This is a genomic window from Eikenella sp. NML070372 (genome assembly GCF_001648415.1).
Lineage (GTDB): Bacteria > Pseudomonadota > Gammaproteobacteria > Burkholderiales > Neisseriaceae > Eikenella > Eikenella exigua.
The window spans coordinates 845,234-866,966 of the sequence record NZ_LXSN01000004.1 but is presented as its reverse complement, the minus strand read 5'-3'; the positions used below and the strand labels follow the sequence as shown (position 1 = coordinate 866,966).

12 protein-coding genes and 1 pseudogene are annotated in these 21,733 nt (G+C 55.6%); 4 read left to right on the top strand and 9 right to left on the bottom strand.

Going from position 1 to position 21,733, the window contains the following annotated elements; all coding sequences use genetic code 11:
- Positions 1 to 3: 3 nt before the first annotated feature.
- Both A7P97_RS05930 and dsbD read right to left on the bottom strand, forming a co-directional pair.
- Positions 4 to 4,779, bottom strand: coding sequence for an NAD-glutamate dehydrogenase (locus tag A7P97_RS05930; protein ID WP_067530776.1), 4,776 nt, complete (start codon positions 4,777 to 4,779; stop codon positions 4 to 6).
- 430 nt (positions 4,780 to 5,209) lie between these two features.
- Positions 5,210 to 6,994 (bottom strand): protein-disulfide reductase DsbD, encoded by a 1,785-nt coding sequence (gene dsbD / locus A7P97_RS05925; RefSeq protein WP_067530775.1) that lies wholly within the window; start codon positions 6,992 to 6,994, stop codon positions 5,210 to 5,212.
- A gap of 260 nt (positions 6,995 to 7,254) precedes the next feature.
- Between dsbD and grpE the strand changes: the two genes are divergently transcribed.
- Entirely contained in the window at positions 7,255 to 7,836 is a 582-nt protein-coding gene (grpE, locus tag A7P97_RS05920; RefSeq protein WP_067530774.1) for a nucleotide exchange factor GrpE, read from the top strand.
- Between the two features lie 202 nt (positions 7,837 to 8,038).
- On the opposite strand, the gene A7P97_RS05915 is transcribed toward grpE, so the two are convergent.
- The 5 genes from A7P97_RS05915 to A7P97_RS05895 all read right to left on the bottom strand — a co-directional run bounded on the left by A7P97_RS05915 (position 8,039) and on the right by A7P97_RS05895 (position 13,424).
- Positions 8,039 to 8,632 (bottom strand): 5-formyltetrahydrofolate cyclo-ligase, encoded by a 594-nt coding sequence (locus tag A7P97_RS05915; protein ID WP_067530773.1) that lies wholly within the window; start codon positions 8,630 to 8,632, stop codon positions 8,039 to 8,041.
- A gap of 15 nt (positions 8,633 to 8,647) precedes the next feature.
- Entirely contained in the window at positions 8,648 to 10,528 is a 1,881-nt protein-coding gene (locus A7P97_RS05910; RefSeq protein WP_067530772.1) for a monovalent cation:proton antiporter-2 (CPA2) family protein, read from the bottom strand.
- Between the two features lie 181 nt (positions 10,529 to 10,709).
- Positions 10,710 to 11,399, bottom strand: a complete 690-nt coding sequence (locus A7P97_RS05905; protein ID WP_067530771.1) for an NAD-dependent deacylase — start codon at positions 11,397 to 11,399, stop codon at positions 10,710 to 10,712.
- Positions 11,400 to 11,509: 110 nt separating this feature from the next.
- Entirely contained in the window at positions 11,510 to 12,316 is an 807-nt protein-coding gene (locus tag A7P97_RS05900) for a carbon-nitrogen hydrolase family protein (RefSeq protein ID WP_067530770.1), read from the bottom strand.
- Between the two features lie 133 nt (positions 12,317 to 12,449).
- A complete protein-coding gene (locus A7P97_RS05895; RefSeq protein ID WP_067525661.1) occupies positions 12,450 to 13,424 on the bottom strand; it encodes a class 1 fructose-bisphosphatase in 975 nt (324 codons plus the stop codon).
- 1,468 nt (positions 13,425 to 14,892) lie between these two features.
- Between A7P97_RS05895 and A7P97_RS05890 the strand changes: the two are divergent.
- Positions 14,893 to 16,117 (top strand): annotated as a pseudogene (locus A7P97_RS05890) (alpha-isopropylmalate synthase regulatory domain-containing protein).
- Positions 16,118 to 16,568: 451 nt separating this feature from the next.
- Here A7P97_RS05890 and recQ read toward each other — a convergent pair.
- Entirely contained in the window at positions 16,569 to 18,401 is a 1,833-nt protein-coding gene (gene recQ / locus A7P97_RS05885; protein WP_067596331.1) for a DNA helicase RecQ, read from the bottom strand.
- 81 nt (positions 18,402 to 18,482) lie between these two features.
- On the opposite strand from recQ, the gene A7P97_RS05880 reads away from it, so the two are divergent.
- Positions 18,483 to 18,917: a surface-adhesin E family protein gene (locus A7P97_RS05880; protein WP_067530768.1), complete on the top strand. Its 435-nt coding sequence runs from the start codon at positions 18,483 to 18,485 to the stop codon at positions 18,915 to 18,917.
- Positions 18,918 to 18,943: 26 nt separating this feature from the next.
- Positions 18,944 to 19,279, top strand: a complete 336-nt coding sequence (locus A7P97_RS05875) for a hypothetical protein (RefSeq protein ID WP_067530767.1) — start codon at positions 18,944 to 18,946, stop codon at positions 19,277 to 19,279.
- Positions 19,280 to 19,577: 298 nt separating this feature from the next.
- Here A7P97_RS05875 and A7P97_RS05870 read toward each other — a convergent pair whose 3' ends face one another.
- Positions 19,578 to 21,707 (bottom strand): lysine decarboxylase LdcC, encoded by a 2,130-nt coding sequence (locus tag A7P97_RS05870; protein WP_067530766.1) that lies wholly within the window; start codon positions 21,705 to 21,707, stop codon positions 19,578 to 19,580.
- Between the last annotated feature and the right edge of the window lie 26 nt (positions 21,708 to 21,733).

Genomic DNA, 21,733 nt, shown 5'->3' with positions numbered 1-21,733 from the left:
GTTTCAGTCTGCTGCCACGATTTTGGACAGATTACGTACCAACGCGGAGAGCATAGACAAGTCGGCCGGTTCGTAGTGCTGCATGTCGGCAATCTGGCTGCGGGCTGCGGCAATTTTGGCAGCGGCACGGCCGTTGCTGCCGGCCTGCAGGAAGTCGCGCGTGAACGCCAAATAGATATTGGTGGCGTCTTCGTACATGGCCAAACCGGCTTGCGACTGCCATTGGTTGTCGCTCGGCAGTTTGGCGATAGCGCGGTAAATCCAGCTCATGTTCAGTTTTTCAGAGAGCATGAAGTAGGCTTTGGCAACGGTGGCGATGGGCTTGTCGATTTTGGCGGCCAAATCCACCACGGCCAACACATTGGCAGCAAAGGGTAGACGTGCGAGCATGGCCACATCTTGCTGGCTGAGCACATCGTAGCTGCTGAGCCAGGTTTCGCGTTCGGCGATGCTGGGGTGCTCTTCGGCCTGGATGCGCTCCGGCAGTTGCTGCATGAATTCGGTGGTGGGAGCGCGGTAGTGGCTGATGAGGCTGCCGATATTGCTGAAGGGGCGTTTGCTGCGCAGCAGCTGGCCGGCTACATGGCCGATAAGGTCGGCAATGTCGGCACACAGGCGTATTTGTGCTTCGGCAGGCAGGCGGTTATCGAGCGCCTGCACGGCTTGGAAACGGGCTTCGCCGTCGAGCAGGATATCGGCCATCCAGTAGGCGCGCACCACGTCGGCCACGGAAGCTTGGTTTTCTTCGCTGCAACGCTGGATGAAGTGCATACCCATGCGGTTGATGACGCGGTTGGCCAGCTGGTTGGCGATGATTTCGCGCCGCAGATAGTGCTGCTGCATTTCGCTGCCGTATTGCTGTTGGAGCGGGGCGGGGAAATAGCGGATAAGTGCGGGCAGGAAGTTGGGATCGTCGGGGAGGTCGCTGCCCAAGAGGTTGTCTTGGCAGTGTATTTTGCTGTAGGACAGCAATACTGCAACTTCCGGGTTGCTCAGGCCTTCCCCGGCTTCGGCGCGGCGTTTGATTTCGGCTTCGTCCGGCAGGAATTCCACAGCGCGGTCGAGGCCGGCGTTTTCTTCCAGATAGCGGATGAGCGCGGCGGCGGTTTTCAGGTAGCCTGCCGGGTTGAGCTGGGCGACGGAGAGGGCTTGGGTTTGCAGATAGTTGTCTTGCAACACCAGTTGCGCCACTTCGCCGGTCATGTCCCGGAGCAATTCGTCGCGCTCTTCCAAGCTGATGCGTTCGGCGCGCACGGCTTCGCCGAGCAGGATTTTGATGTTTACTTCGTGGTCGGAGCAATCTACGCCGGCGGAGTTGTCGATGGCGTCGGTGCAGCAGCGGCCGCCATTTTGCCAGAATTCGATGCGGCCCAGTTGGGTGGCGCCGAGGTTGCCGCCTTCGCCCAACACTTTGGCGCGCATTTCGCCGCCGTTCACGCGCACTTCGTCGTTGGCCTTGTCGCGCACGTCGGCATGGCTTTCGGAAGCGGCTTTGATGTAGGTGCCGATACCGCCGTTGTAGATCAGTTCCACATCGGCTTTGAGCAGCTCGCGGATGAGCTCGTTGGGGGTGAGGCTGTCGGCTTCGATGCCGAGCCAGGCTTTCACTTCCGGCGTGATGGCGATGGATTTGGCACTGCGGTCATACACGCCGCCGCCCTGCGAAATCTGCGCACGGCTGTATTTTTCCCAACCGCCGCCGCTTTGGAACAGGCGTTTGCGTTCTTCAAAGCTCTTGGCAGCACTGGGGTTCGGATCGATGAAGATGTGGCGGTGGTTGAAGGCGGCTTTGAGCAGGATATGCTCGGACAGCAGCATACCGTTGCCGAATACGTCGCCACCCATGTCGCCAATGCCGACTACGGTGAAGTCTTCGTTTTGGATGTCTTTACCCAAATGGCGGAAATGGCGTTTTACCGATTCCCACGCACCGCGTGCGGTGATACCCATGCCTTTGTGGTCGTAGCCGGCGCTGCCGCCGGAGGCGAAAGCGTCGTCCAGCCAGAAGCCGTGTTCGGCGGAGAGGGCGTTGGCGGTGTCGGAGAAGGAGGCGGTGCCTTTGTCGGCAGCCACTACCAAATAGGGGTCGTCGCCGTCGCGGCGGTGTACTTGCGGCGGCGGCTCGATGCCTTCGGCGGTGCGGTTGTCTGTGAGGTCGAGCAGGGCGTTGATGAAGATCTGATAGCAGGCGACGCCTTCTTTCAGGTAGCTTTCGCGGTCAGTAGCGGCATCTGGCAGTTGTTTGCACACGAAACCGCCTTTGGAGCCGCCGGGCACGATCACGGCGTTTTTCACCATCTGCGCTTTCACCAAGCCCAGCACTTCGGTGCGGAAGTCGTCGAAACGGTCGGACCAGCGCAGGCCGCCGCGCGCCACTTTGCTGCCGCGCAGGTGGGTGCCTTCCACGCGCAGGCTGTACACCCAAATTTCAAACAGCGGGAGCGGCTTGGGCAGGAAGGGGATGTCTTTGGATTTGATTTTCAGGCTGATTTCGGATTTCAGGCCGCCTTCTTTATCGGTTTGCCAGAAGTTGGTACGGCACACGGCCAAAATCACGGAACGGAAGGCGTTGATGATGCGCTCTTCGTCCAGCGAAGGCACGTCGGCCAAGAGGCCGGTGAGTTCGCTGTTAATCATCAGCGCACGGTTATCGTCGGCTTCTTCAGGATGCAGGCGGGCGGCAAACAGCTCCACCAGCTTGGCGGCGATGGCGCCGTGGCGGATGAGGGTTTGCTCGATGTGCTCTTGCGAGAACGGCAGAGTAGCCTGTTTCAGGTATTTGGCGATGGCGCGCAGCAGCACGCTGTTGCGCCAAGTGATGCCGGCGGAGAGCACCAAGGCGTTGAAGCGGTCGTTTTCCACACGGCCTGCCCATACTTCGGCAAACAGCGCTGGCAGTTCGCTTCCCAAGGTATCGCAGCCATCGGCTTGGGCGTGGACAGGCACATTGGGTTTGAGGGAGAAGTGGTTCAGGCCGACGGCACTGTTCTCGGTGTGCAGGGTATAGGGCACGGCGGTATGCACGTCGAACCCCATGTTCCCAATAATGGGCAGGGTTTGCGACAGCGGCGGGCTGATTTGCGGGGTGTAGAGGCGCAGCGCGTAGGGCGCGGCCGGGTTTTCCTGCTCGGAGAAGACGGTAACCAGCACGCGGTCGTCATTGAGGAGTTCGGCGTGTTTGAGGTCGGTAAGGGCCTGGTCGGGGCTGAAAGCTTCGCGGTAGGCGGCGGAGAAGGCGGTATCGTCTTCGTGGGCGGCAGATGCAGATTTGGCCTTGGCTTTGTGTTTGGCTTCAGGCTGTTTTTTCTGTTCGGCTTTGGGTTGTGGTGCGGCAGCCTGCGGGGTGGTTTCGGCATTGGCTGCCAGGCCGGCAACGTGTCGTTCCAGCTCGCTGCGGGTAAAGGCAGGCAGTTTGCCGGCATTGGTGCGGCACAGGAATTGGACGCAGGCGAGCGGGTTGTCGTCGGTCAGTTGCACGGCGTATTCGCAGCTTTCGGCGGCCAGAGTGGTTTTCAGGTAGCCTGCAATGCGTTGGCACAGTTGGCTGCCGAATTGTTCTTTGGGCAGATAGCACAGCACGGAAACGTAGCGTTTGAATACATCTCTGCGGGCAAACAGGCGCACGCGCGGGCGCTGGCCCAGCGCAAGCAGACCGGCAGCAGCTTCGGTCAGCTCTTCGCTGCCAGATTCAAACAGCTCGTCGCGCGGGTAAGTTTGCAGCAGGTGGCGCAGGTTGTGCTCTTGGTGGCTGCCATCGGCAAAATCAAAGTGGTTCAGCACATGTTCGGCTTTGCCGCGCAGTATGGGGATGTTCCAAATGCTGTCTGTGTAGGCGGTGGCGGTGTAGAGACCGATGAAGCACCATTGGCCGACAACTTGGCCGTTGGCGTTGAGTTTTTGGATGCTGACTTGGTTAAGATAGGCCGGGCGGTGGATGCGACTACGCTGCTGCGATTTGTTGAGCAGCAGGCGGTCGTGGCGCAGCCATTGTTTTTTGTCGGCATCGGAGAGGGCGGCAAAATCATCGGCAATCAGATTGCTGTTGCCAGCAAGAATGCCTCGCGCGGTGTTGGCTTTGGCCTGCAGGCGCGGGCTGCCGGAATGGTTGACCAAATCGTATTCGCAGAAGCCCATCAGGAGGAAATGGCGGTCGGCCAGCCAGCTGAGGAAGGAGACGATTTCCGCATCTTGGCTGCGGCCTTCGTTCAGAATCATTTGGTTAACCAGTAAAAGCTGGCCGCGCAGTTTGTGTTCGCTTTCCACAATTGTGCCCAATTCGGCTAAGAGGCTGCGGATTTGTTCGGCCAGTTTTTGATCCTGTGCGGCCTCGCCGCCTTCCAGATATACGGCCACCAATGTTTCCTGTGCGCTGCTTTCTTTGGCAGCTTCTTCAAGAGCGGCAGCTTTGCCGTCTGCATTGCGTTTTACCTGCCATGCGCTGTGCAACACAGCCAAAGGCACACGCTGCCCACGGTTGAGCAGCATCAACAGGGAATCGAGCAAGAAGGGGAGATGGTCGGCCACAATTTCCACCAGCGTGTGCTGCACAGTGTCGCCAGTGGGCGAAACGCGCACCACGGCTGTACCTGCAGCACGGGGCTCTTGGGCAAGCTTGCGGTGGGAATCGGCGGCAGATAATAGTTCGGTGTCGCTATAGCTGGCTAGGTCGGCAAAGTCGGCCTGGCGATAATAGCCGGCGAGGAAGGGGAGGAAATCTTCTGCAAAATTCTGTTGGCGGGCACTGTCTTGCAGGCGCAAAACGGGGGTCGGCAGGCTCATGCTGGGGCTCCTCTTGAGCTTCTTGGGTTGGTATGGCGGATTGCAATCTGAGCAACGCAGTTTGGCCGCGTTTCTCTTTGCTGGTTTTAACCCATCATAATGAAAATTAAGACGGGCTAATGATACGCGAAATGTGCGGTTTGAGGTAGGGTGTGGTGAGGATGTGGCGGTAGGATGTGGCGGAGAGGTTTCAGGTAGCCTCAGATGTGGGAAAGGCAATAGCCGAAATACTTTGTTTTATAGAGTGTTATAGCGAAAATGATTATTTTTAGGGGCAAGGTGGTAAGCCTGTAGGGGCGCAATAATCCATCGAGGGAACGTGTCTTGTTGTTTACTGTATAAAGAATGTATTGCAATTGTTGCTTGTAATAAAGAAAAGGCTACCTGAAACACTTTTCAGGCAGCCCTCACTCTTAAATTCCAATCGGTCTCAGGAAACCTGCTGCTGATACCACTCGATAAATGCTGCTGGCTCGGTAAAGCCGATGAGCGGGCTACTGCGGCGGCCATCGGGGTGGATAACGAAGATGCCGGGCGGACCGGGCAGACCGTATTCCTGTAATAGCGCGCGATGCTCGGGCGTGTTGTCGGTGAGGTCGATTTTAAATACACGATCGGGCGGCACAGCAGCCTGCACTTCGGGGCGGCTGAAGGTTTTATGTTCCATCTCTTTGCAGCTGGCGCACCAGTCAGCATAAAAATCCAGCACCACCGGCTTACCACTGGCCAAAGCCCTCTGCATGGCACTGTTGAGCTGCTGCGGCGTGGTAAATACTTGGTGTGCGGTTTGCTGCGGCGGGAACACGGTGAGTGCTTGGTGCAGGAAGGTGGGCTGCATGCGCACGCTCTGCACGGCAAAAAACACGCCGATGGTGAGCAAGAGGCTGCCCAGCCCCATAGCCAGCGGCTTGAGTTGCCGCGCACGCAGGTGTTTGCCCAAGAGCAGGCCACCGGGAATCACCAGCAGCAGGGAATAGAGCGAAACAGTGAGTGCATAGGGCAGGAAGGGGGCAGCCAGATACACGGCCACGGCCAAAAGGATGATACCGAAGGCGTGTTTGATGCTGTTCATCCACGTACCAGCCTTGGGCAGGATATGCCCGCCGAAAGTACCTACCAACACCAAGGGTACACCAGTGCCCAGCGCCATGCTGTATAAGGCCAGGCCGCCTAGCGCGGCATCGCCGGTTTGGCCGATATAGCCCAAGGCCACGGCCAAGGGTGGCGCCACGCAGGGGCCAACAATTAGTGCTGAGAGCATACCCATCACAAATACGGAAGCCATTTTGCCGCCGGAAAGCTTGCTGCTTTGCTGCTGGAAATAACTCTGGATAAAGGAGGGCAGCTGGATGGTAAATACGTCAAACATGCCCAGCGCCAGCACTACAATCAGCGCGGCAGCGGAAAGCACTACCCATGACTGTTGTAGCCACACGGTGAGCAGCGAGCCGGTGAGTCCGGCCAATACGCCCACAGCGGCATAGGTGAGCGCCAGCCCCTGCACATAAACCGAAGACAAAATCAGCCCGCGGCGTTTGCCGGCATTGGCACGGTCTCCCACGATAATGCCCGACACAATGGGCAGCAGGGGATACATGCAGGCGGTAAAGCTCAAGCCAATGCCAAAACTAAAAAAAGCCAGCAGGTTCGCCCCCAATGTATCGCGTGACAGACTGAATGGGCTTTTGCGTTGCTGCGGCACAGGGCTGGCAGCGGGCGTGCCATCCTGCGGTGCAGTAAAGCGGTTGCTGCCGCTGGCAGGCGGGGTGGACGTATCGCCATATACACCCGTACCTTTAATTTCCAGCGTTTTCGTTACTGGCGGATAGCATATGCCCACATCTGCACAGCCTTGGTAGGTGAGCGTGAGGCGGTAAGCGGCGGGTGCAGCGGATTGGAAGGGCAGTTTGACAACAGCTTGGCGGTAATGCACAGTTTGTTTGCCGAAGAACTCATCTTCCTTTTCTTTACCCGGCGAAAATTCAGCTGCGCCCAGCAGGCCGGAAGGCTCGGTTTCCACACGAATTTTCTCTTGATAGAGATAATAGCCATCGGCAATCTGGAACTGCACGGTCACATCTTGCTCACCCGCTGCTACCGTGGGGCGGAATGCTTGCTCCGACGGCAGCAGGTTGCTGGCATCCACCGCATGCGCGGCCATACCTGAGCATAACAGCACGGGCAGGATGAAAGATTGAATAAATTTTTTGAACATAAAGGTTACCTGAAAATTAAAAACACAGAAATCTGCGTATATGATAGGAAATAGTATCATGCCAGCTATGGGCTTAATTTAACAAAGCGATTGATGGGATTAACTTTGCCGCCACAGCCGACCTGCTGAATAGACGGATGGTACACGCTGTTTCTGACAGCCACCGCAAAATAATTGCGCCCGCTGCCACCCTTTTGCTTGAAAAGCCGCCATCCCTCCCCATTTGGCAGATCAAATGCTCTCTATTAAAAGGAACTCCCATGTCTCATCACCATAACCACCAGCAACACCAAAGCCCAGAAACCGAATTCCCGCAGCAAGAAGCACAGGCTGAAGCTACCAAGGCGCAGGACAACGCTGAAGCCACTGCCGAGCTTACGCCCGAGCAGCTTGCTCAGCGCGTGGCCGAACTGGAAGCCGAGCTGGCCGACATCAACAAATACCATCAGGCCGAGCTGCAAAACCTAGGCCGCCGCCATCAGGAAGAAATCCAGGCCGCCCACAAATTCGCCGCCAAGAAATTTGCCGAAGAGCTGTTGAAAGTAAAAGACTATTTGGAAATGGCGCTGCTCGACCAAAGCGGCAATTTCGATGCGCTGAAAATGGGCGTGGAGATGACCCTCACCGAGCTCAAGCGTGCCTTCGAGCAAGCTCAAATTAAAGAAATCCTGCCCCAGCCCGGAGATAAGCTCGACCCGCACCGCCACCAGGCCTTCCAAACTGTGGAAAGCGAGCAAGAGCCGAACACTATCGTGAATGTGATGCAGAAGGGCTATACCCTGCACGATCGTGTGCTACGTCCGGCCACCGTATCCGTAGCCAAGGTGCCAGAGGCGAAATAGCTTTCGGCCTATAAACAGACTGAGACCTTTGCAAAACCCCAGATTTGAGTGCAGTTCAAAGCGGTAGCATCGCAGAATGCGTAGATAATATTGAAATATTTTCAAGCGTTCGAGAAGCGCACCGCGCAGAAATGTGCCAAATCTGGGGTTTTGCAAAGGTCTCAGACTTTCAGGTAGCCTTTGTTGTGACCGTTTTTATCTGTTATTGCTGACCATCTGCCGTTTTGCCGAAACGCCGGATGCCATTTTCGCACACCCATACGTCTAGCTGCATATCATATTCTCCGGCAGGCAGGATGTCGGTTTCCTGGCAGGCGAAGCCGACACCGATTTTGTGCGGGCATAGGCGGTGACGGGTGGCGGCGAAGGTAACGTCGTAGAAGCCGCCGCCTTGGCCGAGGCGGTAGCCGCGCCAGTCGATGCCGACTAGGGGGATGATGATGCTGTGCAGGTTGTGGATGCGGATTTTGTGGCCGGCAAATTGGGGGATGTTCATCTTACCTTGGCGGCGGCGTTCGGGGCGGCCTTGTTGCGGGAAAGGGGTAAACCACAGGCGCTGGCGGCGCGGCTCGATATAGGGCAGGTAGAGTTCAGTGCCGCGTTGGCGGGCGGCAGCAGCGAGGCTGTCGAGCCGCAGCTCGCTGCCGATGGGCCAATAGATGGCCAGCCGTTTGCCACGTTTCAGGTAGCCTTTGAGCAGGTTGTTGATGCGTTTCTCGGCACGCTGACGTGCGGCAGGCGTCAGGCCTTGCCGTTGGCGACGGAAGTGGCGGCGGAGGTCGGTTTTACTTGGCATGGCAGGCTCAGTGGTTTAGGTGAGGCCTTTTTTTAGACGGGTCCAGCTTTCTGGGTCTTCCTGCCATTCTACGCTTTCACCGCGCAGTATGGCCTGCATCATTTGGGCGGTTTCGGCATCGATTTCACGGGCAGTTTGCAGCAGGGGCTCGTTGGCGAATATGGGCAGGTCGGGATTGTATTCTTCGGCCATTTTGTCCATTTGATAGCGGTCACGGGCAGCGTAGAATTCACTGAGTTCTTGTGCTTTTTCGGGGTTGATGCCGAGTTTTTCCAGAGCGAGGCGGCCGCTGCGGATGGCGGCATCCACGGTTTCGCGGATGATGTAGTTAGCACCGGCATGGTGCAGGTAGTAGGCGTGGATACGGTCGTGGGCACGGGTAATTATGGGCAGGTTGGGGTAGTGGCGCTGTACGAATTCCACGATTTCGGTTGCCTGTTCGAGGTTGCCGATGCAGATAATGAGCAGCTTGGCGTGTGCCAGGCCGATGGAATTGAGTAGCTCGGGGCGGGTAGCGTCGCCGTAGTAGGTTTTGCTGCCGTATTTGGTGAGGCCTTCCACGGTGTCGGCCTGGTAGTCGATAACGGTGGTGTGGAAGCCGCAGGCGGTGAGCATGTTATTGATTTGCTGTCCGAAACGGCCGTGGCCGAGTAGGATGATGGGGTTTTCTTCTTCAATCATGTCTTGCGGGCGCTCTTGGTTTTCTTCCACGATGCCGCGCGGGGAGATCACTTTGTCGTAGAAGATGAACAAAAGCGGAGTGAGCAGCATGGAAAGGGCGACCACCAGCGAGATGCGGTCGGCCATGGCGCGCGGCAGCACATGGCTCTGGCGGGCGATGGAAAGCAGCACAAAGCCGAATTCACCGGCCTGCGCCAGACTCAGCGCGAGTAGCTTGCTGCCCATGCGTGGCAGGCGGAACAGTAGGCCTAGGATAAAGAGAATGCTGCCTTTCACTGCCAGCGTGGCTAAGGTGATGGTGGATACTACCCAGAATTCTTTGGATAAAAGGGTGAAATTCATGCCTGCGCCCACGGTGATGAAAAACAGCCCCAAAAGCAGGCCCTTGAAGGGTTCGAGGTGGCTTTCCATTTCGTGTCGGTAGGAGTTGTTTGCCAGCGCCACGCCGGCCACGAACGCGCCCAGCGCGGGGGAGAGGCCGATGAGCGACATCAGTGTGGCGATACCCACCACCAAGGCCAGGGTGAACATGGTGAACATTTCGTTGAGGCGGACTTTGCTGATGAAGCAGAACATGCGCGGCACAAGGTAGCGCACGCTCACGGCAATCGCCAATATGGCGGCAATGCTCACGGTGGCAAGTACCCAGCCGGGTTGGTTCGCCAGAAGGTTGGTGGTGTGCTGGTTGCTTTGGTGGTGGTGGGTGGTGGCCAGGAGCGGTAAAAGTGCCAGCATCGGGATGGCAGCCACATCTTGAAACAGCAGGATGGCAAAGCCGGCCTGCCCGCCGGGTGACCGCATCAGGTTTTTTTCGTTGAAGGTTTGCAGCACGATGGCGGTGGAGGAGAGAGCCAGGATGCAGCCTACGGCTATGCCCATTTGCCAGCTTTTACCAATGGTTACGGTGATACCGGCAATGACTGCTATTGAGAGCAGCACTTGCAATCCGCCTAGTCCTAAGAGCTTGTGCCGCAGCTGCCATAGCTTTTGCGGCGCCAGTTCCAAGCCGACCAGAAACAGCATCATCACTACGCCGAATTCGGCAACGTGCTGGATGGATTCGGTTTCTTTGCCGGCAAAACCTAAAACCGGGCCGATGGCGATACCGGCCATCAAATAGCCCAACACCGAGCCCAAGCCCAGTTTTTTGGAGGTAAGCACAGCAGCCACAGCGAAGGCAAGATAGATGAAAGTGTAGGGTAAGATAGAAGTCATGGACTTGTGGTGCTAGGTGAGTGGTTGTTATAACAATGGCTTAGGGTTTCGGGTAGCCTATTTGACGGGCGAGAGGCTGCCTGAAAATAGATAGTGGTGTTTGCACCGTTCGTTTGGGCGAAGCTTGTTGCACTCGTTTTAACTTCGTTGAAACTTATGTTTTCAGGTAACCTTTCGGCAATTATTGTTGCGCGGCTTCGGCAATCAGTTTGTTCACCAGCTGCGGCACGCCGTCTTTGGCTTTGGCTTCGATGATGCTGATATCGGCCAAGCCCACCGGCGGGCGTGGATCGACCAGATAGCGTTCGGCTTCGTAGGGAGCATATTCCAACAGGCCAGCAGCGGGATACACCTGCATCGAGGTGCCGACTACCAGCACTTTGTCAGCCTGCGACACCCATCGGGCAGCGGTTTCAATCAGCGGCACGGCCTCGCCGAACCAAACGATGTACGGGCGCATGGGGTGGCCTTGGGGGTCGGTGTCGGCAGTGGATTGGTCGCCCGTCCATTCGATCACGTAGTTTTCATCGGCGCTACTGCGGGCTTTGTTCAATTCGCCGTGCAGGTGTAGCACGGTGCTGCTGCCGGCACGTTCGTGCAGGTCATCCACGTTTTGGGTAACGATTTGAACTTGATAATATTTTTCCAGTTCGGCCAGCGCGCGGTGGGCGGCATTGGGCTCGGCGGCCTGCGCTTGGCGGCGGCGCTCGTTGTAGAAATCGATCACGAGCTTGGGATTACGCGCGAATGCTTTGGGGGTGCACACATCCTCCACTTTGTAGCCTTCCCACAGGCCGTCGGTGTCGCGGAAGGTGCGCAGGCCGCTGTCGGCACTGATGCCGGCACCGGTGAGGACGACGATTTTTTGCATGGTTTGCTTTCTTTCAGGTTTTGTTTGAAATACTCGTTTTCAGGTAGCTTGAGTTGTTTGAAAGAGGCTGCCTGAAAAATAGGATATGGATTTTCAGGTAGCCTTTGTATTTAAAACCGGCGGTGTTGCAGGGCTGGCAGTTGATTGCGCACGGTGTGCAGGCGTTGGGGCTTGAGTTCGGCCATGATCCAGCCTTCGCCTTCGGGCCGCTCGGCGAGGATTTCGCCCCAGGGGTCGATAATCATGCTGTGGCCGTAGGTGCGCCGGCCGCTGTCGTGCAGGCCGCCTTGGGCGGCGGCGATAACGTAGCATTGGTTTTCGATGGCGCGGGCCTGCAACAGGGTCTGCCAGTGGGCTTTGCCGGTGGTGTAGGTGAAGGCGGCGGGCAGGAGGAGTACGTCGAACGGCTGCTGGGCGCGGAAGATTTCGGGGAAGCGCAAGTCGTAGCACACGCCTTGGCCGTAGCGCCAGCCGTCGATTTCCACAGACGGGGGGATGCTGTTGCCGGCTTCGATGGTGTCGGCTTCGCGGTAGCTTTCGCCGATGCCGGTGTAGCTGAAGAGGTGGGCTTTATCGTAGCGGCTGAGGCACTGGCCGTCGCGGCCGTATACGAGCAGGCTGTTGATGATTTTGCCGCTTTCGTTGGCGAGCAGGGGGATGCTGCCGCCGAATAAGACGATGCGGTGGCGGGCGGCCAGCTCGGACATGAAGATTTGCAGGGGGCCGCGGCCGAATTGTTCGGCTTGGGCGAGTTTGTCGGTGTCGTGCCGGCTCATCAGCGGCCAGTATTCGGGCAGCAGCACCCAGTCAGCGCCGGCTTGGGCGGCAGCGGCTACTTGCTGTACGACGCTGCGGCGGTTGACGGCGGGGTCGGTGTGGGAAACGAGTTGGATGGCGGCGGCGCGGATGGTTTGCATGGTGTGTTCTATGTCGGATTGGAAAACTAAGGGGAGGCTACCTGAAAGCATCTGCTTCAACGGGGTTAAAGCAATATTTTGTTGCGGGCGGCTGTTTCGGCGAAGCCGAAATTATTTCATGTAGCCCAAGGGTTTATTGTTGGTGCAACCGGGTGGCGTAATCCACTTCTTCGCGGCTGCCCATGATTACGGCTACGCGTTGGTGCAGGCCTTCTGGCTGGATATCGAGCATGTTTTCGCGGGCGTTGGTGGCCGCGCCGCCTGCTTGTTCGATGATGAGACTCAAGGGGTTGGCTTCATACATCAGGCGCAGTTTGCCGGGTTTGGCCGGGTCGCGCGCGTCTTTGGGATACATAAAGATGCCGCCGCGCATGAGGATGCGGTGGATTTCGGCCACCATGCTGGCCACCCAGCGCATATTGTAGTTTTTGCCGCGGGGGCCGGTTTCCCCGGCGAGCAGTTCGGCAATGTATTGCTGCATGGGCGGCTGCCAATGGCGCTGGTTGGACATATTGATGGCAAATTCGCGCGTGGCCTGTGGAATTTGCGGGTTGAGCTGGGTTTGGACAAATTGGCCTCTGGCATCCAGCGTAAACACAGCCACGCCGTGGCGCAGGCAGAACACGAGCTGGGTTTGCGGCCCGTAGAGCGTGTAGCCGCTGGCTACTTGGGCGCGGCCGCTTTGCAGGAAGGATTGGGTGGAAAGCGGGCCTGCAGGTTTTTCCAAGATGGAGAAGATGGTACCGACCGAAATATTGATGTCGATATTGGACGAGCCGTCTAAAGGATCGAACAGCACGAGGTAGCGGCCTTGATCGTTGGCGGATACAAACTGCTCCTCTTCCTCGCTGGCCAAGCCGGCCACGGCGGGGTTGGCAGAGAGGGAGTCAATCAAGATTTGGTTGGCGATCACGTCCAGTTTTTTCTGGGCTTCGTCTTGCACATTGCTGCTGCCGGCTTCACCCAGCACGCCGGCGAGCGCGCCCTGGCGCACTTGGCCGCTGATGATTTGGCAGGCTTGGACGATGGTGGAAACCACGCTGCCTAATTCGGCGGGGAGGTGGTGTTCGGCGAGGTGTTGCTGGAGGAATTGGGACAGGGTGGGCATGGGGAAAACTCGATTAGGATGTTTTTGTGGGTTATCTGTGTTAAAGGCTACCTGAAAAGTTTGGCATGGCAGCGCCGTTACGCTGGATTTGAACTGCGTAGGGACTTTATTTCCAGGTAGCCTGTTGGCATGGCCATATTTTACCCGCACAGCGGCTTGGCGGGGTAGGGTTTGCAGGGAGAAATTTGACGTGCAGCCATGTTTTGGCGTGGGAAGTTTAACGGCGCTTATTACTGCCGACGCGGCCTGGCTGAACTGTGCATTCCGCTTCGCGCTGAATGCATTTTACTTTGTGCCGGAATGGCGGAGTGAGGTGTTGGCTTGTCTGTTCGTAGTGTTGGCTAATCAGGCGTATTATTGGCGGTATCATGGCTTTAGTTAATCACCCTGTTCAGCACGTTTTGTCTAATCGGCGTGCGGTAGAAGGTAATCATGATGTTCACCTCTTCCTGTGTATAGGTTTGGTTTATTGCATTGTGACTGATTCCATGCAATTGGTTCAGTACTTCTTCAGATTGGAATACTTCGCGGTTAATACCGGTAATATATTGCTCGGCAGCGTGTTGTTCGAGGTTCGGACAGGGGTTATTGTTGGTTCGGTGAGGCGATTTTCTGGTTGGTGAAATCGGAGGTGGTGGACACGGTGGTGCACAGGCAAGTGGAAAGATTTAGCGGATCAATCAGTTGGTCGAGCACTTAGTTCAGATGGGGTTTGTGTTGTAGCGGGAGGGGAGTTGGGAGTGCGGCCAAGGCGAGGCTGCGCAGTAGGTGTGGGATATAAGCTTCTTTCTAGGCTGAGAGGCTACCACCTGAAAGTAGAACGTACATTGGGCGGTTGCCACAGAATTGGCTATTGTTCGTCACGGTGATACTCGTGAGTAAAAAAACTGCAATCATCGTGCCCGTGGGCGGTGAGCGGCTTGCGCCGGCGGTGGTGGTGCTGTTTCAGCCGCACCAGCAGCCATAGCAGCAGTGCTAGCAATAAGAAAGAGAGAGATAAATCAAACATCGTTATTCTCCCGAAAGTAATAGCGCAAAACACCTTGCATCCTCAATTATTTTGTAATTTATCTAGTAAGGCAACAAGTCTTGGTTGTATGGGATGAAGTTGTCTGGTTGTGGGTATCAGAATTAGTTTTACTATTTGTTTGTTATCGCAGCGCAAGGGTAAGAGTTCAAAGCTTGCCGCTTTTAGCAGAATGCTGTTTACATATTATGTTTCAACGAGCCTCTCTTTTTCGGAAACCCTCTGTATCTATTTTGAATTATAGCGATTTCTTTACATTTATGTCTAGTATAGTGACCAAAAAAGGTGAAAAAAGATAAAACATATGCGCAACAAGTGAATGGTTGTGGGCAATAAGCATAAAAATTCACTCGTTTACACATTATTTGTAAAAATCGTGCTTGTTTTTATGTCTATAGAAATGTCTATATATGGCGGCATCTACTATATTCTCGGTTTAGATTGAAAGTCTATTATGAACTCGATATCGATCTCCTGATTGTTTATTTAGTCGGTGTAAATGCATTAGCCGAGGTACTGCGCCTACATGATCCCGAAGGAGTTACCTCCACGGCGGCAATTTACAAATGGCGCGCACGCGGCGCTCGCTGCCGCTGGCGCAGCTGCAAAGGCTGACTACTCTGGCTGAAGTGCAGGGCAGGCCGTTGGACTTGAATGCTTTTTTGGAGCAGTAGCCTACTTTGCAGCATGTCCCGGCACAGCCCGGTAGTAGCCGCATAGTGGTCGATACCACTCTACGCGATGGTGAGCAATCTCCGGGCGCCGCCATAACCAAGGAAGAAAAAGTACGCGTGGCACGACAGCTGGAGAGGCTGGGGGTGGATGTAATCGAGGCCGGCAACGTCAGCTTGGAAGAAATCGTGATGGTGCTGGAAGTGCGGCACGACTTGTTTGGCCTGGAAACTGGCATCGATACCACCCAAATCGTACCCGCGTCTAAGCTGGTGTCCAGCATCACCGGCTATCCGGTGCAGCCCAATAAGGCCATTATGGGTGCCAATTTTTGCCCACGAATCCGGCATCTACCAAGATGGCATACTTAAACATCGGGAAACCTATGAGGTCATGTCGGCCGAATCGGTGGGTTGGTCGGCCAACCGATTGAGTTTGGGTAAACTTTCCGACCGCAATGCCTTCAAAAACCAAATTGGCTGAGCTGGGTATCAAATTGGGTAGCGAGGAAACACTCAATACTGCTTTTGCCCGCTTCAAAGAACTGGCCAATAAAAAACGTGAGATTTTTGATAAATACCTGCATGTGCTGGTGTCAGACGAAATATTCAATCTTACGCCAGACCGTTACAAAATCATCTCCCAGCGCATCATTACCGAAACCGGCGAATTACCGCGCGCCGAAATTGTGTTTAGTGCCGATGGCGAAGAGCAGCATGCCGAAGCCACCGGCTCCGGCCCGGTGGATGCAATTTTCAAAGCCATCGAAAGCGTGGTGCAAAGCAGTGCCGAATTGCAGATTTATTCGGTGAACATGGTAACTTTTGGTACGGAAAGCCAAGGTGAAACCGGTGTGCGCCTAGCCAGAAACGGCCGCGTGGCCAACGGCCAAGGTGCGGATACCGATATTTTGGCCGCCACCGCCAAAGCCTATCTTTCTGCGCTGAATAAGCTGGAAGGTGGTGAAAAAGTGAAGGCGCAAGGAGGGATTTAGCAGGATTTTGTTTTCCGCTTGCTTTTAAAGTACCGCCCTTCGGCATCATGTCGCAGGGCGGTTTGATTTTGCGCGAAAGGCTACCTGAAACTATGTGGTATGGTTTTCAGGTAGCCTTTTTGTTGTGCAGGAGGCGGGGATGTACACATCTGAGCAATGCAGGTATCCCCGCCTGAGTTTTGCAGCGCCAGACTTCTTTCAGGTAGCCTGAATCATTCTGTATGAGCAGGACGGTTTGTGCCCCAGCTAGTTGATCCCTGCCACATCAAATCTGACTAAAGCCTGTGTTTTTATATTTAAACTAGCTGGTTTTGCCGCTTCGGTATTGCCTGGCTTACCGGCCCGAACAACATGGGCTGCGCCATGTTTGGCAAAGGCAAATTGGCTGGAAACGTGTTGTCCGCATTTAAAAGGCTACCTGAAAATTTCAGGTAGCCTTTTATGGATTGGCTTAGGCATCCGGCAGGGTGGTTGCTGTGTCGCTGTCTTGGGTGAACCGCGTGCAGACTTCGAGGATGTCGCTGCCGAACTTTTGAATTTTGGCTTCGCCCAAGCCGTAGATGTTTTGCAGTTCGGTGAGGCTGGCGGGGCGTTGCTGCACGATGTCTTGCAGGGTGCGGTCGCCACACACAATGTAGGCGGGCACATTGTCTGCGCGGGCGCGTTCGGTGCGCCATTGGCGCAGGGCTTGCCAGAGGCGTTCTTCGCGCTCGGTGCGCAGCCATTGTTCGCGCGGGGTGCGGGTGGCGGATTTTTCGCGTTTGAGCGGGCGCAGCATCACGGTCTGCTTGCCTTGCAGCACGGGGCGGGCGGCTTGGGTGAGCATGAGGGCGTGGTAGTTGTGCGGGTCGGTGGCGAGCAGGCCTTGGCCGATGCATTGGCGGATGATGCCACGCCATTCTTTATCTGACAGGGCGGTGCCGATGCCGTAGGTGGAGAGCTGGTCGTGGCGGTTTTGCCGAATCCAGTCGTCGGCTTTGCCGCGCAATACGTGGATAACGTAGCCGGCGGCAAAGCGCTGGCCAACGCGGTAAACGCAGCTGAGGAGTTTCTGCACGTTTTCGGTGGCATTGAAGATGACGGGCGGGTGCAGGCAGTTGTCGCAGTGGCCGCAGGGGGGGATTTCTTCGCCGAAGTGGCGCAACAGGGCGGCGCGGCGGCAGCCGGAGGTTTCGCATACGGCAAACATGGCTTCGAGTTTTTGCTGTTCGATTTGCTTTTGGAAGTCGTTGCTGTTACCGGTTTGGATGCGTTCGCGCAGCAGGGAGTAGTCGTTGAGGCCATAGCACAGCCAGCTGGCGGCAGGCTGTCCGTCGCGCCCGGCGCGGCCGCTTTCCTGGTAGAAGTGTTCGATGCTTTGCGGCATGTCGAGGTGGGCGACGAAGCGCACGTCGGGCTTGTCGATGCCCATGCCGAAGGCGACGGTGGCCACGATGATGAGGCCTTCTTCGCGGGTGAAGCGATGCTGGTTTTCGTTGCGCTCGGTCATGGTGAGGCCGGCGTGATAAGGCAGAGCGCGGTAGCCGTATTCGTTTAAAAAGGCGGCGGTGTCTTCTACTTTTTTGCGGCTTAAGCAGTAAACGATGCCGCTTTCGTCGTGGGGGCGGTTATGCAGAAAATCGAGCAGTTGTTTTTTGCCGTTGTTTTTTTCGATGATTTGGTAGTAGATGTTGGGGCGGTCGAAGCTGGCGATGTATTCGGCGGCGTTTTCCAGCTTAAGGTAGTGTTTGATGTCGGCACGGGTTTCGGCGTCGGCAGTGGCGGTGAGGGCGATGCGGGGGATGGCGGGGTAGCGGTCGGCCAGGAGGCCGAGCTGGCGGTATTCGGGGCGGAAGTCGTGCCCCCATTGGCTCACGCAGTGGGCTTCATCGATGGCGAACAGGCTGATTTCGGTGTGGTCGAGAAAGCGCAGGAAGCGTTCGCTCACCAGGCGTTCGGGAGAAACGTAGAGCAGTTTCAGGTAGCCTGCCTCGATGGTGTCGGCAATCTGCTGCGCCTGACTGCTGCCGATGCCACTGTGCATGCTGGCGGCGGCCACGCCTGCAGCCTGCAGGGCGGCCACTTGGTCGTCCATCAGGGCAATCAGCGGCGACACCACCACGGCCAGCCCGCGCCGCATCAGGGCGGGAATTTGATAACACAGGGATTTGCCGCCGCCGGTGGGCATCAGCACCAGCAGGTTTTGCCCTTCTGCCAGTGCGTTCACGATTTCTTCCTGCCGCCCCCGGAAGGCGTGATAGCCGAAAACTTCGCGCAGGATGTTGAGGGCGGAGGGCTGTGGCATGAGTAGTTTTCCGTTTGCGGGATTTGTTGGATATAATGGCGCGGATTTTATAGCGTTTGAAGGCTACCTGAAAGGATTTTTATGCAACTGAAGAGATTGGCCGGGCTGTGTGCGGTGTTAGTATTAGCGGGTTGTCCGAGCATGAGCAGCGGGCCGAGCCTGGGCGGCAGCTGGAGAGAAGTGGGGTTGAGCCAAAACGGCAATATGCGTTACGAAATAGACACTTCCAGTATTCGGAAAGAAGGCAGCTGGGTTAGCTTCCGCGAGCGGATTACCGTGTCGGATGTGGGGCGTGAGCATTATGTGAACACGCCGCATTTCAAAACGGCGGTAAACCAATGGCAGTTCGACTGCCAGACGCGTACACGCCGTTTGGCTGCGGTGGATATGTGGGATGCTTCCGGCAACAAGCTGGCTGCCAACCAATATGAAACGGCCAGGCGGCCTACCCAGCCGATTGTAAAAGGCTCAGCCGGCGGCAAGCAGTTTGAAATTGCCTGCGGCAGAACTTTGTGATTTTTTCAGAATTAAGGAGAGAAAATATGCGGATCAAGGGAGTTGTGGCCGGGCTGTGCCTGCTGGCCGCCGCTACACCCGCTTGGGCGGATGATGCGGCACAAACCGAGCTTTTGAGTGCGCAGATGGCGTATCAGGAAGCATTGAAGGCGCAAACCGATAACGGCAGCCGTGTGAATACGTTGCGCACCCGTTTGGAAGCGGCGCAAACTGCTTTGCAGCAGAAACAGGCGGAAATCACGCAGTTGCAAACGCAATTGAATGAGGCAGATGTGGCCGCGCAACAATCGAATACCACGCTGGAAGAAGCCGGCCGTCGGTTGGACGCGGCTTGGACGGCAGTACGCGGACAGCAGCCTTAGTCGGAGATTGCTTGCAAGCAGACTTGTAACTTTGCAGAAACTGGTTTTGACTGGTTAAAGCTGCGCTTTCAGGTAGCCTTTCCGTACGGAGAGGCTACCTGAAAGTTTATATGGTGGTTTTGATGTTGGGGTTTGTATGGGAGAGGCTACCTAAAAGTACGACGCAGCAAAGTTTCTGCGCAGTTAAAATTTCAGGTAGCCTTTGTTCGCCCGGCTATATCGGCATATAAGAAACCGGCCTGATTATTCAGGCCGGTTGGTTTATGCTGCGAGGGCATGAAGCCTCGTACCGCGTGGGTTAAGCTTTAACAATCTTAACTTTGTAGCGGCCGTCTTCCTGGCGGTAGGCACCGTGGATGTCGGTTTCGAAGCCGGGGAAGTGGGCACCGATTTCGCACAGCATCATCAGGAATTCCAAGATGGGCTTGCTCTCTTCGGTGATCATTTCACCAGGCATTACCAACGGTACGCCGGGAGGATAGGGCAGAATCATGTTGGCGTTGATCTTGCCTACCATGTCTTCCAAGTAGCAGTCTTCAATCTGACCTTTCAGCTCAAGCTGGAAGGCTTTGTGCGGGTTCATCACCATAGTCGGCAACACTTCGAATGCGCTGAACATGAGTTCAGGCAGGTTGTGTTTGCAGATCAGGCTGTGGATGCCTTGTGCCAATTCTTGAATCCGCATGTCTTTGTAGAAAGAGGGAGATTCGTTGAATACGCGCGGCAATACTTCTTCCACGGTGGCGTTGGCATCGTACAGGGACTTGAACTCGTTCAGTGAGCGCAGCAGGCTGAGGGCTTTGGTGTCGTCTACGCCGATGCTGAAGAGCACGAGGATGTTGTAGGGGCCGGTTTTCTCCACGATGATGCCGCGGTCTTCCAAGAATTTGGAAACGAGGGTGGCGGGGATACCAGTTTTTTCCAGCTGGCCGTTTTTATCTAAGCCCGGGGTGAGTAAGGTTACCTTGACCGGGTCGAGGTACATGTGCTGGGCGTCGATATTTTTGAAGCCGTGCCATTTGTCGGTTTGATGCAGTTCCCAGCATTCGATGTTATCAACGTTTTCAGGTTGCCATACGTCGAAATACCATGAATCGGCATGGGCTTTGTATTTTTTGATTTCCTTACGGAATTTAACGGCACGCTCCAGGGAATCCTGCATCAGGCGTTTACCTGCGTTGCCGCGCATCATGGCTGCTGCCACTTCGGTAGAGGCTACCATGGGGTAGAACGGAGAAGTGGAGGTGTGCATCATGTAGGCTTCGCCGAAGGTGGCGGTGTTCAGGTTACCCTTAACGTGAATCATGGAAGCCTGTGAGAATGCAGCTAGCAGTTTGTGGGTGGAGTGGGTTTCAAAGATTACCTTGTCTTTAACCTGTTTGCCGCCCATACCGGTTTTGCCGTTGTAGATCGGGCTGAAGTTGGTGTAGGGAACCCAAGCAGAGTCGAAGTGGATGGATTTCACATCCAAGGTGTCTTTGATCTTGTCGGTGTTGTAGAACAGGCCGTCATAAGTTGAGTTGGTGATCACGGCGTGTACCGGCCAAGTGGCACCCGGAACTTTGGCGAGTTTTTCGGTGATGACTTCTTTGGTGAATTCTTTTTGCGGAATACCACCCAAGATACCGTAGGCGTTACGGGTCGGTTTCAGGTACACCGGAGTGATGTCGCTCATCATCAACAGATGAGTTAACGATTTGTGGCAGTTACGGTCGATCAGTACGGTACTACCGGCGGGCACTGAGTACATACCCACGATTTTATTGGCGGTGGAAGTGCCGTTGGTTACGATGTAGCTATGGTCGGCATTGAAGGTTTTGGCGATGTATTCTTCGGCTTCTTTGTGCGGACCGGAGTGGTCGAGCAGAGAGCCCAGCTCGCCCATGGAAACGGAAATGTCGGATTTGAAAGTGTTTTCGCCGTAGAAGTCGTAGAACAGGCTGCCTACGGGAGATTTCAGGAAAGCGGTACCGCTCATGTGGCCCGGAGTACAGAATGTATATTTGTTTTTAACAACGTAGTCAAACAGGGCTTTGGTGAAGGGAGGTGTGATATTGTCGATATAGTGGCAGATTGCTTTTTCAATTTTATCAACAATGTCTTCGTTGCTGAACAGGTGGCAATCAATGAAGGTGGCGTGGTCGCCTACAGCACCGAAGTCCACGGGTTTGTCGCAGTCGGTAGGCTTCAGAATGAATACAGGCAACTCATCGTTGAGCGCAATAATTTTCTTGTCTAATTCTTGGTTGAAAATATCCAGTGTACAAAGCACGGAACCTATTCTGGCATCATGTTTCAAAAGCGTCAGTATTTCTTGCTGGTCATGGGCTATTCGGATGGCGTAACCACCCTTTTCCAAAGTTGCAATCAAGCTCTTCAGATAGTCACCAAGTTCCTTATGACCACAGCCTAATAATATATTCTTCATGATCTAAATCCTTTAAATAAATTAAA